The sequence below is a fragment of the Pseudomonas brassicacearum genome (genome assembly GCF_003732265.1).
Taxonomy (GTDB): Bacteria; Pseudomonadota; Gammaproteobacteria; order Pseudomonadales; family Pseudomonadaceae; genus Aquipseudomonas; species Aquipseudomonas brassicacearum_D.
In genome coordinates, this window is record NZ_MOBK01000002.1 from 48,547 (window position 1) to 60,694 (window position 12,148).

Below are 12,148 nucleotides of genomic sequence, written 5' to 3' on the forward strand. Positions count from 1 at the left end.
TTCGGCTTGCAAGTGGAATCGGTTTTCTAAGCAATGAGAACGGATGACGTCTGCAAATAATTAGTCGGCAAGCTGGATAGCCAGCGGGGATGGGGGGTGCATGCGAGGGCATCGGCGTGCGGCAGTTCGCACTTTGCACCAACGAGGCGCATTAGTTCTCTTTCTCAATTGACAATCATTATCATTAAGCCTAATTTGTCGCTCGACGTGTCGGGCGGCACAGGTTTCCTGCCGCCCCACCAACCTATTGGCAGCAGGGTGATTTCCATGACGGAACAAGTATCCACAAGCAGGTGCGATTCACCGCTACTTCAGGCCTTCGTCGACAATCGACTGATTCTGGTCAAGATTGCAGCCCGCATTACCGGTTGCCGGTCACGCGCCGAAGACGTGGTGCAGGATGCGTTTTTCCGGCTGCAATCAGCACCGGCGATCACGTCCTCGTTCAAGGCTCAGCTCAGCTACCTGTTCCAGATCGTGCGCAACCTGGCGATCGACCACTACCGCAAGCAGGCGCTGGAGCAGAAGTATTCCGGCCCTGAAGAGGAAGGTCTGAACGTGGTGATCCAAGGCGCTTCACCTGAAACCTCGCATATCAATTTCTCGACCCTTGAGCACATTGCCGATGCGCTGACGGAGTTGCCGAGCCGCACCCGTTACGCCTTCGAGATGTACCGCCTGCACGGGGTGCCGCAAAAGGACATCGCCAAGGAACTCGGCGTATCACCGACCCTGGTGAACTTCATGATTCGTGATGCGCTGGTGCATTGCCGCAAGGTGTCGGGGAGTCGGGCGGATACTTTTGCTCGTCGTTAAGATTCGGAATCTGTGTTGCACCCATTCGCGAGCAAGCCCGCTCCCACACTTGACCGCGTTCACTTGAACGACTCGGTCTAATGTGGGACCGGGCTTGCTCGCGAAAGCGCACTCAAGACCGATACAGATCCTGAGTCTTACCCATCAAGCCAACCGGCACCGATCAAAAAACCGCTCCCGCCCCACCACCATCAACGCCGCGCGCTTGTGCGGGAAGTCGAACTCTTTTTCGCGATAAAACCCCTGCCCCTGCATGTGCCCGATCATCTTCGCGTTATCAGCGCGAGGCTCGGCCACTACCCGTTGCGTGCGCGGATCGTCGAGAAACAGGTAATGCACCAGCGCCGATAACCAGCTCGCCACTTTGTGCGGCCCCCGGTGGTTTTCTTCACCCACCAGCATGTGAATGCCACGGTCGTAATCATCGACGTCATAGAACGGCGCGATGCGGTCTTCCTTGGCCCAATACACTTCGAAATAGGCAAACGGCTGATCATCGAAACAGCCAATCAGGGTCACCGTGTGCGGGTCCGCCGCCAGTTTTTGCAGGTAGTCACGATGCCGTTCGAGACTGCCTTCCTCCTGCCAGAAACTCGCCACGCGCGGGCTGTTCTGCCAGCGATTGAAACGCTCCAGGTCCACGTCAATGTCCGCCGTGCGCAGGGAAATCCAGGCACCGAGGCGCGCATCAAAGCGCCGATAGACTTCGCCCTGCGGCTTCGGTGGGCGCAGCGGGTGACGCTTGCCGTTGCTGATGACCCTATGCTGCGGATAACTGACGGTCAGCGATTCACCAAGCCATGGCTGAGGCAATTGCCAGAACAGGGTGCGCAAACAGTGATACTGGCCGACGTTTTCGGTGGCAATCAGCAATCCGCTGAGCAGTGCATCGGTGGGGACTTCATCGAGTTGCCAGGTCAGGCGCTGGCAAGCAGGATCACGGGCGAACAGCCAATAACACGCCGTCCGGATGCCCTGTTCGAGCGGTTGGCCAAAGTGCTCTTCCACCTGCACCTGTAACTCGGGCTCGCGGGTCAGGCGCAGCTGAATTAACGGCTGCCCTTGCAGGCTGAGGTGCAGGCGATTTTCGCTTTCATCCGCTACAAGCGGCCCTTCGGCTGGCAGGGCCAGCGCAGTCAGGTCATTCAAATCGGGCATGGGTCGGGCTCACGTTAATCGTCGACAGTTCAACGATGTGACGTGAGCCGGGGCCGGAAATTTAGGACAAGTACGTAAATACCGTGGCGCGATATCAGGTTCGCGGCACCGGCACCACGGCGATTTTGTACGGATCGAAAATCTTCAGCATCTGGCCGTTGTCGCGCAATCCTTGCAGCAACTTGCCGAACGCTTCGCCCGTGATCGGCGCGGAGGGACGCAGGATGGCGTAGTGGTGATAGACCTGATCGATGCGCTGGGACACCAGCAACTGATCGGCGACCTTCTCGTTGCGCAGCAGGTAATCGCTCAGGTACGAGCGCGTCACCAGGGCAATGTCCGCCCGCCCGCGCAGCACCATCAACAAGTTGCTGTCGTGGGAATAGGTCAGCGTCGCGTTGTAGTTTTGCGCGAGGAATTTCGGGTCGGCATTGAAGTTGGCGAATTCGTAGTGATAGCCACTGAACAGGGCCAGGCGCTTGCCGGTGAGGTCGGCAAAGTAGTCCTGCTGTCGATCCGGCAGGTGCTGCGCGACAAAAATCTCGGCGTCTTCAAGCCCCATATCGACGCTGGTGTGAGGAATATCCTTCCAGCCCCAATCCGGGTTTTCGAAAATCGCCATGTCGACCCGGCCCTGCTTGAAATCACCGAAGCGCCGGGGAATGGAGGTGGGCACGAGGACAAACTGATAATCGCTTTGCTCGCGATTCAACGCCTCGACCAGTTGTGGCAGCAGGCCGGTGTCGACACCGGTTTCCGGGCGAATGGTATAGGGCGGAAAATGCGCCGCCCCCACTCGCACCAGTTGTGCCGCGTGGGACGGCAATACCCAGAGCGCCGCAAGCGACGCCAGCAAAAGCCGCGAAGCCGTCCTGATTGGCGAAGACATCAAAACAACCCACTCCCCAAAAAAATACGCATCAATGCATTCAAGCTAGGCGGTTTCGGCCACTTAGCCAGTTTCCTTAGATTGGCACAACCTTATTGTTTTTCTTCCAGTACGAGAATCAAGGCTTCCTCGGCCAATTGATCGAGGCTCATGCTGCCGTCAGCGCGAAACCAGGTGGTGGTCCAGGACAAGGCGCCCGTGAGGAAGCGCCGCGTAATGAACACATCGCCGCGAATGTAACCCGCCTCTTTGGCTTCGCCCAACACCTGCAGCCACAGGTCTTCATAAATATCACGCAGCGCCAATACCTGCGCCTGCCCGTCTTCGGACAACGAGCGCCATTCATACACCAGCACCGCCATGGCCTCGCCGCTGCCACCCATGATCGACTGCAACTCGCATCGAATCAGCGCCAGCACCCGTTCGCGGACGTTGCTGGACTCGGCCAGGGCCGCATGCATCAACGCGGTGTTGTAGCGGATGGTCTCTTCCATCACGGCGCGAAGGATTTCGTCCTTGCTTTTGAAGTGATGAAAAATGCTGCCTGACTGGATGCCCACGGCGCCCGCCAGATCGCGCACGGTGGTGCGCTCGTAACCTTTGTTGCGGAACAGGTGAGCCGCCACTTGCAGCAATTTGCCGCGGGCGCTGTCCGGGTCGGTCAATTGGCCGTTGTCGACCAATTCGCGCATGACCCTCAGGGCTTTTTGCTCGTCCACCCGTTCTCTCCTACAGTCGATCAATCAAATACGCCGCTTGCCGCAAAAACAACGGGGTTGCGCGGGCAATTTAAGCTGGCGACGACCACCAAGCAAGCGCTCGGGCAGAAGATATTTCAGCCATTTACAGACCAAGCGCTTGCTTGGTAGTCTCGATTCACTTCAGTGGGAGGTGGCTATGCAGTTGACTGTGCCTAAAACGATTCGCATCGGCTGCGCCAGCGCCTTCTGGGGCGACACCTCGACCGCCGCCGCGCAACTGGTAGAAGGCGGACGCCTGGACTACCTGGTCTTTGACTATCTGGCTGAAATAACCATGTCGATCATGGCCGGCGCACGGATGAAAGACCCGCAGGCCGGCTATGCGGGGGACTTCATTGAAGTCCTCAGCCCATTGCTGGGGCAACTCGCCGAACAGAAGATTCGTGTCATCAGCAACGCGGGCGGGGTCAACCCGCTCGCCTGCGCCGCCGCCCTGCAAGCCGCCTGCGACAAGGCCGGTGTGGCGTTGAAAATCGCCGTGCTGTTGGGCGATGACCTGCAACCGCAATTCAAACAGCTGAGCAGCCTTGGCCTTCATGAAATGTTCAGCGGTGCGCCGTTACCGCCCCTGTGCGTGTCGACCAACGCCTACCTCGGCGCGCCGGGCATCGTCGAAGCCTTGCGCCTGGGCGCGGACATCGTCATCACCGGGCGCGTGGTCGACAGCGCCGTGGTCAGCGCGGCACTGGTGCATGAATTCGGCTGGTCCTGGCACGACTACGACAAACTCGCCCAAGCCGCGTTGGCCGGCCACATCATCGAATGCGGCGCCCAATGCACCGGTGGTAATTTCACCGACTGGCGCGAAGTGCCCGACTACGAACACATCGGCTTCCCCATCGTCGAAGTCAGCGCCGACAGCCAGTTCATCGTCAGCAAACCGGAAAACTCCGGCGGCCTGGTCACGCCACTGACCGTGGGCGAGCAGATGCTTTATGAAATCGGCGATCCACGGGCTTACCTGCTGCCGGATGTGGTCTGCGATTTCACTCAGGTCAAACTTCAGCAACGAGGCAAAAACGCGGTTCAGGTGCACGGCGCCAAAGGCCTGCCGCCGACCGATCAATACAAGGTCAGCGCGACGTACCCGGACGGTTTCCGCTGCACCGCCAGTTGCCTGATCGCGGGCATCGATGCGGTGGACAAGGCGCGCCGGGTCAGCGAAGCAATCATCAACAAGACCTCGGACATTTTCCGCCAGCGCGGCTGGGCGCCGTACAGCGAAGTGAACATCGAATTACTTGGCAGCGAGGCCACCTACGGCCCCCACGGCCAGCGCACGGACAGCCGCGAAGTGGTGATCAAACTCGCGGTGCGTCACCCGAGCAAACAGGCGTTGATCGTGTTCTCCCGGGAAATCGCCCAGGCCGCAACGGGCATGGCGCCGGGGCTGACCGGGATCGTCGGCGGGCGGCCAACGGTGTATCCGCTGATCCGGCTGTTCTCCTTCCTTATCGACAAAACCGCCTGCACGCTGGACATTGATTTCAACGGCCAGCGCCACCCCTGCGCCCTGCCCGCCGTCGATGTGCTCGACCCGGATGACTTGCCTGTCCCCATCGACCCACCGCAGCCCAGCGACCGCGCCGACGCCAGCGTGGCCCTGATCAAACTCGCGGTCGCCCGCTCCGGCGACAAGGGCAATCACAGCAACATCGGGGTCATGGCCCGCGAGCCCGAGTACCTGCCGTGGATCGCCGAAGCGCTGACGCCGGAAGTCATGGTCGACTGGATGAGCCACGTCCTCGACCCCGTTCACGGGCGCGTGGAGCGCTGGTATTTGCCCGGCACCCACAGTCTGAATTTTCTCCTGGAGAACGCCCTCGGCGGCGGTGGCGTGGCCAGCCTGCGGATCGACCCGCAAGGCAAGGCCTTCGCCCAGCAGCTGCTGGAGATCCAGATTCCGGTGCCGCAGCGCATCGCCGACCAGGTCAACTAGAGGACTGCCGCCATGGCTTACGATTCGATCTTCAAAACCGATCTGTTTGCGGGCCAAACCATTCTTGTCACCGGTGGCGGCAGCGGCATCGGCCGTTGCACCGCCCATGAACTGGCAGCCCTGGGCGCGCATGTGCTGCTGGTCGGGCGCAAGGCTGACAAGTTGAAAAGCGTCGCCGCCGAGATTGCCGAAGACGGCGGCAAAGCGGATTGGGCCGCGTGCGATATCCGCGAGGAAGAAGCGGTCAAGCACATGGTCAGCGAGCTGATTCGCAAACACGGGCCGATCCACGGGCTGGTCAACAATGCCGGCGGGCAATTCCCTTCACCCTTGGCCTCGATCAATCAGAAAGGTTTCGAAACCGTGGTCCGCACCAATCTGGTGGGCGGTTTCCTGATGGCCCGGGAAGTGTTCAATCAATCCATGAGCAAGCATGGCGGCGCCATCGTCAACATGCTCGCCGACATGTGGGGCGGCATGCCCGGCATGGGTCACTCCGGCGCGGCGCGCGCGGGCATGGATAATCTGACCAAGACTGCCGCCTTCGAATGGGGCTACGCCGGGGTGCGGGTCAACGCGGTGGCGCCGGGGTGGGTCGCGTCCAGCGGCATGGACACTTACGAAGGCGCATTCAAAGCGGTAATCCCCACCTTGCGCGAACACGTGCCGCTGAAACGCATCGGTACCGAATCGGAAGTCAGCGCGGCGATTGTGTTCCTGCTCAGCCCGGCCGCGGCATTTGTCAGCGGCAGTACCTTGCGCATCGACGGTGCCGCCAGCCTCGGCGGGCGGGCGTGGCCGATCCACAAGGCTACGAACAGCGAGTCGTACAACGGTTTTCACCGCGCGTACTTACCTGACGTACTCAAGGACAAGGAATAGCCCATGCCGGTGATTGAATCCCAGGTAGACCCGTTCAACGCGCAGTTCGCCCAGAACCGCGACGCGATGCTGGCCGTGATCGAACACGTGCGCCAGCTCGAACAGAACCTGTTGAACAAGGCAGCCGAAGCCAAGCCGAAATTCGACAAGCGTGGCCAACTGCTGCCACGTGAACGCCTCAACCTGCTGCTCGACCCCGGAGCGCCGTTCCTCGAACTGGCAAGCCTGGCCGGCTACAAGCTGCACGACGACAAGGACGGCAGCGCAGCCGGTGGTGGTTTGATCGCCGGGATTGGTTATGTGTCCGGCGTGCGGGTGCTGGTGGTGGCGAACAACAGCGCGATCAAGGGCGGGACCATTTCCCCCAGCGGACTGAAAAAGTCCCTGCGCCTGCAACAGATCGCCATGGAGAACAAACTGCCGGTGATCACCCTCGCCGAAAGCGGTGGCGCCAACCTGAATTACGCCGCGGATATTTTCGTCGAAGGCGCACGCAGCTTTGCCAATCAGGCACGGATGTCGGCCATGGGATTGCCGCAGATTACCGTGGTGCATGGCTCGGCCACCGCGGGCGGCGCTTATCAGCCGGGATTGTCCGATTACGTGGTGGTCGTGCGCGGTAAAGCCAAGCTGTTTCTCGCCGGCCCGCCTCTGCTGAAAGCGGCGACCGGGGAAGTCGCCACCGATGAAGAACTCGGCGGCGCCGAGATGCACGCACAAACAGCCGGCACCGCCGAGTACCTGGCCGAGAACGATGCCGACGGCGTGCGCCAGGTGCGCGAGATCGTCGGCCTGTTGCCCTGGAACGATCAGTTGCCCCGGCGCCAGGAACATCGCTGGGACGAACCGCTCTACCCCATCGACGAACTGCTGGGCCTGATCCCGGACGACCCGAAAAAACCCTATGACGTGCGCGAGATCATCGCGCGTATTGCCGACGGTTCGAGCTTCCTCGAATTCAAGGCTGAATTCGATCAGCAGACCGTCTGCGGCCACCTGAAAATCCAGGGCCGTGCCTGCGGCTTCATCGGCAACAACGGCCCGATCACGCCCAAGGGTGCGAGCAAGGCCGCGCAGTTCATCCAGCTCTGCGACCAGAGCCAGACGCCGCTGCTGTTTTTTCACAACACCACCGGGTTCATGGTCGGCACCGAATCGGAACAGCAAGGCGTGATCAAGCACGGCGCGAAGATGATTCAAGCGGTGGCGAATGCCCGGGTGCCGAAACTGACGATTGTCGTCGGCGGCTCCTATGGCGCCGGCAACTACGCGATGTGCGGGCGTGGCCTCGACCCGCGTTTCATCTTCGCCTGGCCCAACAGCCGCACCGCCGTGATGGGCGGTGCCCAGGCCGGCAAGGTGCTGCGAATCGTCACCGAGGCCAAACAGCTCAAGGACGGACTGGTGCCGGACCCGAAAATGCTCGACATGCTGGAGCAGGTCACCGCGCAGAAACTCGACAGTCAGTCCACCGCCCTCTATGGCAGTGCCAATTTGTGGGACGACGGGCTGATCGATCCGCGGGACACGCGGACGTTGCTCGGTTACTTGCTGGATATCTGTCACGAGGCCGAGGTGCGGCCGCTGCAAACCAACAGTTTTGGCGTCGCCAGGTTCTAGACCGGCCTTTAGGAGAACAATAAAAATGATCTTCACCCAGGAACACGAAGCACTGCGCCGCACCGTCCGCCAGTTCGTCGATCACGAGATCAACCCTCACGTCGAGGAATGGGAAAAGGCCGGTCGCTTCCCCATCCACGAAATCTTCCGCAAGGCCGGCGACCTCGGGCTGCTGGGGATTTCCAAACCGGAAAAATTCGGTGGCATGGGTCTGGACTACAGCTATTCGATTGTCGCCGCCGAAGAGTTCGGCACCATCCATTGCGGCGGCATTCCGATGTCCATCGGCGTGCAGACCGACATGTGCACTCCCGCCCTCGCCCGCTTCGGCTCCGATGAGCTGCGGGAAGAATTCCTGCGCCCGGCGATTATCGGCGAACAGGTCGGCTGCATTGGCGTTTCCGAGGTCGGCGCCGGCTCCGACGTTGCCGGGCTGAAAACCACCGCCCGCAAGGACGGCGATGACTACGTGATCAACGGCAGCAAGATGTGGATCACCAACTCGCCCAGCGCCGACTTCATCTGCCTGCTGGCCAACACCTCGGACGACAAGCCACACATCAACAAGTCGCTGATCATGGTGCCGATGAACACGCCCGGCATCAGCCTCAGCTCGCACCTGGACAAGCTCGGCATGCGCAGCTCGGAAACCGCCCAGGTGTTTTTCGACAATGTGCGTGTGCCGCAACGCAACCGCATCGGCCATGAAGGCGCCGGGTTCATGATGCAAATGCTGCAATTCCAGGAGGAACGCCTGTTCGGTGCGGCGAACATGATCAAGGGCCTGGAGTATTGCGTCGACAGCACCATCGAGTACTGCAAGGAGCGCAAAACCTTCGGCAACGCGCTGATCGACAATCAAGTGATCCACTTCCGCCTGGCCGAGCTGCAAACCGAAATCGAATGCCTGCGGGCGCTGGTCTATCAGGCCACCGAGCAATACATCAAAGGCCAGGACGTCACCCGTCTGGCTTCCATGGCCAAGCTCAAGGCCGGACGTCTGGGCCGTGAAGTCAGCGACAGTTGCCTGCAATATTGGGGCGGCATGGGGTTCATGTGGGACAACCCGGTGGCCCGCGCTTACCGCGACGTGCGGCTGGTGTCGATTGGCGGTGGCGCCGACGAAATCATGCTCGGGATCATCTGCAAACTCATGGGCATCCTGCCGGGGAAAAAGAAATGAACGCCCTGCCCGATTGCCAGACGCTGCTGTTGGAGTCGCATAACGGCGTGCTGCACATCACCCTCAATCGCCCGGAAAGCAGGAATGCCATGAGTCTGCACATGGTCGCCGAACTGCGTGCGGTCCTTGCGGCGGTGCGTGATGATCGAGCGGTCCGGGCCTTGGTGATCGGCGGTGCCGGCGGGCATTTCTGTGCCGGTGGCGACATCAAGGACATGGCCAGCGCACGAGCCCAAGGCCCGGACGCCTATCGCGAGTTGAACCGGGCCTTCGGCGCCCTGCTGCAAGAGGTGCAACACGCGCCGCAAGTGGTGATCACAGTGCTGCAAGGCGCGGTGTTGGGCGGTGGCCTGGGCCTGGCCTGCGTCAGCGATGTCGCCCTGGCCGATCACCTGGCGCAGTTCGGACTCCCGGAAACCAGCCTTGGCGTGCTGCCCGCGCAAATCGCCCCGTTTGTGGTCCAGCGCATCGGCCTGACCCAGGCCCGGCGCCTGGCGTTGACCGCCGCGCGTTTCGACGGCACACAAGCGCGGCGCATGGGCCTGGTGCACTTTGTCGAGCATGACGCGCAAGCGCTGGCCGAACGCCTCGATGAAATCCTCGCCCATGTGCTGTGTTGTGCGCCGGGGGCGAATGCGACGACTAAAAAATTGCTGCTGGCGAGTGCCGGGCAACCGTCGGATGCGCTGCTGGATGACGCGGCGCAGTGGTTTAGTGAAGCGGTGACGGGGGCGGAAGGCATCGAAGGGACCATGGCTTTTGTGCAAAAAAGAAAACCGGGGTGGGCCTCCTAAAAGCATCGCGAGTAAACCCGCTCCCACATTCGAACGCATTTCAAATGTGGGAGCGGGTTTACTCGCGAAGAGGCCATCACATCCACCGCAAATATCAAGGAAAGCCTTCATGCCCGGACTCAGAAAAATCCTGATCGCCAACCGCGGTGAAATCGCCTGCCGCCTCCAGCGCACCGCCCAGGCGCTGGGCTATCGCACCGTCGCCCTCTTCAGCGATGCCGACGCCGATGCCCTGCACGTACAAATGGCCGACGAAGCCGTCAACATCGGCCCGGCCCCGGTGCAGCAGTCTTATCTGAACATCCCGGCCATCATCGACGCCGCCCGGCGCACCGGTGCCGATGCGATTCACCCCGGCTACGGCTTCCTCTCGGAAAACGCTGGCTTCGCCCTTGCCTGCCGCGACGCTGGCATCACTTTCATTGGCCCCAGCCCCGAAGCCATTGAGCTAATGGGCAGCAAACGCCTGTCGAAAATTGCCATGATCGACGCGGGCGTGCCCTGTGTTAAAGGCTATCAAGGCGCCGAACAGGACGACGCAACCCTGAGTCGCGAAGCCGAACGCATCGGCTACCCATTGATGATCAAGGCCAGTGCTGGCGGCGGCGGACGGGGCATGCGCCTGGTGCAGGATGCCAGCGAGTTGCTGGAACAACTGCGCACTGCCCGCTCGGAAGCGCAGCATGGTTTTGGCAGCGACGAACTGATTCTCGAACAAGCCTTGATTGACCCGCGCCACGTCGAGATTCAGCTGTTTGGCGATCAGCACGGCAACCTGATCTATCTCGGCGAGCGCGACTGTTCGATCCAGCGTCGCCATCAAAAAGTCATCGAAGAAGCGCCCTGCCCGGTGATGACCAGCGAGTTGCGTCAGGCCATGGGTGAGGCCGCGCTCAAGGCCGGCCGGGCGGTGAATTACGTCGGTGCCGGCACGGTGGAATTTCTGCTGGATGCACGCGGGCAGTTCTACTTTCTGGAGATGAACACCCGGCTGCAAGTTGAACACCCGGTGACCGAACTGATCACTGGGCTGGACCTTGTGGCCTGGCAATTACTCGTCGCCGAAGGGCAACCGCTGCCGCTACGACAAGAGCAAGTTCAGCTCAACGGGCATGCCATGGAAGTGCGTTTGTACGCCGAAGATCCCGCTCACGGCTTTCTGCCGCAAACCGGTCAAGTCACGGCGTGGGAACCGGCGTTGCAGAATGGTGTGCGGATCGATCATGGCTTGATTGAAGGCCAGCACATCAGTCCGTTCTATGACCCGATGCTGGGCAAGATCATCGCCCACGGTGCAACCCGCGAAGAGGCCCGGCGCAAGTTGTTGCGGGCGGTGCAGGACAGCGTGTTGCTGGGCGTACAGAGCAATCAGCGCCTGCTTGCCGGTCTGCTGCAACACCCGCAGTTCATCAGTGGCGAGTTCAGCACCGGGTTCATCCCGACCTACTTTGCTGACGATCCGTGCTTGCAGGCGCATGTCCCGAGCGCTGCGGAGCTGGCCATCGCTGCGGCGCTGTTTTATCAAGCGTCGGCACAGGCTCACGCGGCACCGCTGAAGGGCTGGCGCAACAATGCCAGCGTGCCGTTGCACTATCGCATCGGCCTGAATGACCAGGATTGGCCGGTGGAATTAAACGCCTTGCCTGACGGGACGTTTCGGATTCAAGTCGCCGGGCAACTGCTCAACTTGAAAATCATCCGTAGCGATGGACGCCGGGCAATGCTGGAGATCGACGGCATCCACCAGCGTCATGCCTATCGCCTCGAGGCCGGGCACCTGTGGTTGTTCGCGCGCCCCGGCAGTTTGAAACTGCTGGATCGGACCCAGGCGCTGGTCAGCAGTCAGGCCAGCGTCAGTTCCGGCACGCTCAAGGCACCGATGGACGGCGCCATCGTTGACGTACTGGTCAGTGAGGGCAGCGCGGTCAGCAAAGGCCAGCTATTGGTGGTGCTTGAAGCCATGAAAATGGAGCATCCGCTCAAGTCGGGCATCGACGGCGTCCTCAAACGCTTGCAGGTTCAGGTCGGCGATCAGGTCAAAAATCGTCAGATTTTGTTGGAGGTCGAATAAGCCGCTAGGCGGATCCGCCGGGTTTGGCTACGCTC

At 61.1% G+C, this 12,148-nt stretch carries 10 protein-coding genes; 7 read left to right on the plus strand and 3 right to left on the minus strand.

Annotated elements, in window-relative coordinates:
- The first annotated feature begins 267 nt into the window (after positions 1–267).
- Complete coding sequence (locus BK660_RS06270) at positions 268–816, plus strand: RNA polymerase factor sigma-70 (RefSeq protein ID WP_027925770.1); 549 nt, start codon at positions 268–270, stop codon at positions 814–816.
- Positions 817–960: 144 nt separating this feature from the next.
- Here the strand turns inward: BK660_RS06270 and BK660_RS06275 are convergent, their stop codons facing one another.
- From BK660_RS06275 to BK660_RS06285, 3 genes are all read right to left on the minus strand, one after another.
- Complete coding sequence (locus BK660_RS06275; RefSeq protein WP_123432593.1) at positions 961–1,974, minus strand: GNAT family N-acetyltransferase; 1,014 nt, start codon at positions 1,972–1,974, stop codon at positions 961–963.
- Positions 1,975–2,068: 94 nt separating this feature from the next.
- Entirely contained in the window at positions 2,069–2,863 is a 795-nt protein-coding gene (locus tag BK660_RS06280) for a substrate-binding periplasmic protein (RefSeq protein WP_185045013.1), read from the minus strand.
- A gap of 92 nt (positions 2,864–2,955) precedes the next feature.
- Positions 2,956–3,582: a TetR/AcrR family transcriptional regulator gene (locus BK660_RS06285; RefSeq protein ID WP_123432595.1), complete on the minus strand. Its 627-nt coding sequence runs from the start codon at positions 3,580–3,582 to the stop codon at positions 2,956–2,958.
- 190 nt (positions 3,583–3,772) lie between these two features.
- Here BK660_RS06285 and BK660_RS06290 point away from each other — a divergent pair, with 190 nt between their 5' ends.
- The 6 genes from BK660_RS06290 to BK660_RS06315 all read left to right on the plus strand — a co-directional run bounded on the left by BK660_RS06290 (position 3,773) and on the right by BK660_RS06315 (position 12,113).
- Positions 3,773–5,563, plus strand: a complete 1,791-nt coding sequence (locus BK660_RS06290; RefSeq protein ID WP_185045025.1) for an acyclic terpene utilization AtuA family protein — start codon at positions 3,773–3,775, stop codon at positions 5,561–5,563.
- A 12-nt stretch (positions 5,564–5,575) separates the two neighbouring features.
- Positions 5,576–6,445 (plus strand): SDR family oxidoreductase, encoded by an 870-nt coding sequence (locus tag BK660_RS06295; protein WP_123432597.1) that lies wholly within the window; start codon positions 5,576–5,578, stop codon positions 6,443–6,445.
- A 3-nt stretch (positions 6,446–6,448) separates the two neighbouring features.
- Positions 6,449–8,065, plus strand: a complete 1,617-nt coding sequence (gene atuC / locus BK660_RS06300) for a geranyl-CoA carboxylase subunit beta (RefSeq protein ID WP_123432598.1) — start codon at positions 6,449–6,451, stop codon at positions 8,063–8,065.
- Positions 8,066–8,090: 25 nt separating this feature from the next.
- Positions 8,091–9,248 (plus strand): citronellyl-CoA dehydrogenase, encoded by a 1,158-nt coding sequence (gene atuD / locus BK660_RS06305; protein ID WP_123432599.1) that lies wholly within the window; start codon positions 8,091–8,093, stop codon positions 9,246–9,248.
- The gene (locus BK660_RS06310) at positions 9,245–10,042 is read left to right on the plus strand and encodes an enoyl-CoA hydratase/isomerase family protein (RefSeq protein ID WP_123432600.1); all 798 of its coding nucleotides are present in this window, start codon (positions 9,245–9,247) and stop codon (positions 10,040–10,042) included. The genes atuD and BK660_RS06310 overlap by 4 nt, the downstream gene beginning before the upstream one ends.
- A gap of 109 nt (positions 10,043–10,151) precedes the next feature.
- Entirely contained in the window at positions 10,152–12,113 is a 1,962-nt protein-coding gene (locus BK660_RS06315) for an acetyl/propionyl/methylcrotonyl-CoA carboxylase subunit alpha (protein WP_123432601.1), read from the plus strand.
- The last annotated feature ends 35 nt before the right edge of the window (positions 12,114–12,148 follow it).

Bases quoted from the DNA above. Each gene is read 5' to 3' on its own strand.
- BK660_RS06270 (WP_027925770.1), top strand. From the start codon at position 268: ATGACGGAACAAGTATCCACAAGCAGGTGCGATTCACCGCTACTTCAG.
- BK660_RS06275 (WP_123432593.1), bottom strand. From the start codon at position 1,974: ATGCCCGATTTGAATGACCTGACTGCGCTGGCCCTGCCAGCCGAAGGG.
- atuD (WP_123432599.1), top strand. From the start codon at position 8,091: ATGATCTTCACCCAGGAACACGAAGCACTGCGCCGCACCGTCCGCCAG.
- BK660_RS06310 (WP_123432600.1), top strand. From the start codon at position 9,245: ATGAACGCCCTGCCCGATTGCCAGACGCTGCTGTTGGAGTCGCATAAC.
- BK660_RS06295 (WP_123432597.1), top strand. From the start codon at position 5,576: ATGGCTTACGATTCGATCTTCAAAACCGATCTGTTTGCGGGCCAAACC.
- BK660_RS06280 (WP_185045013.1), bottom strand. From the start codon at position 2,863: ATGTCTTCGCCAATCAGGACGGCTTCGCGGCTTTTGCTGGCGTCGCTT.
- BK660_RS06315 (WP_123432601.1), top strand. From the start codon at position 10,152: ATGCCCGGACTCAGAAAAATCCTGATCGCCAACCGCGGTGAAATCGCC.
- atuC (WP_123432598.1), top strand. From the start codon at position 6,449: ATGCCGGTGATTGAATCCCAGGTAGACCCGTTCAACGCGCAGTTCGCC.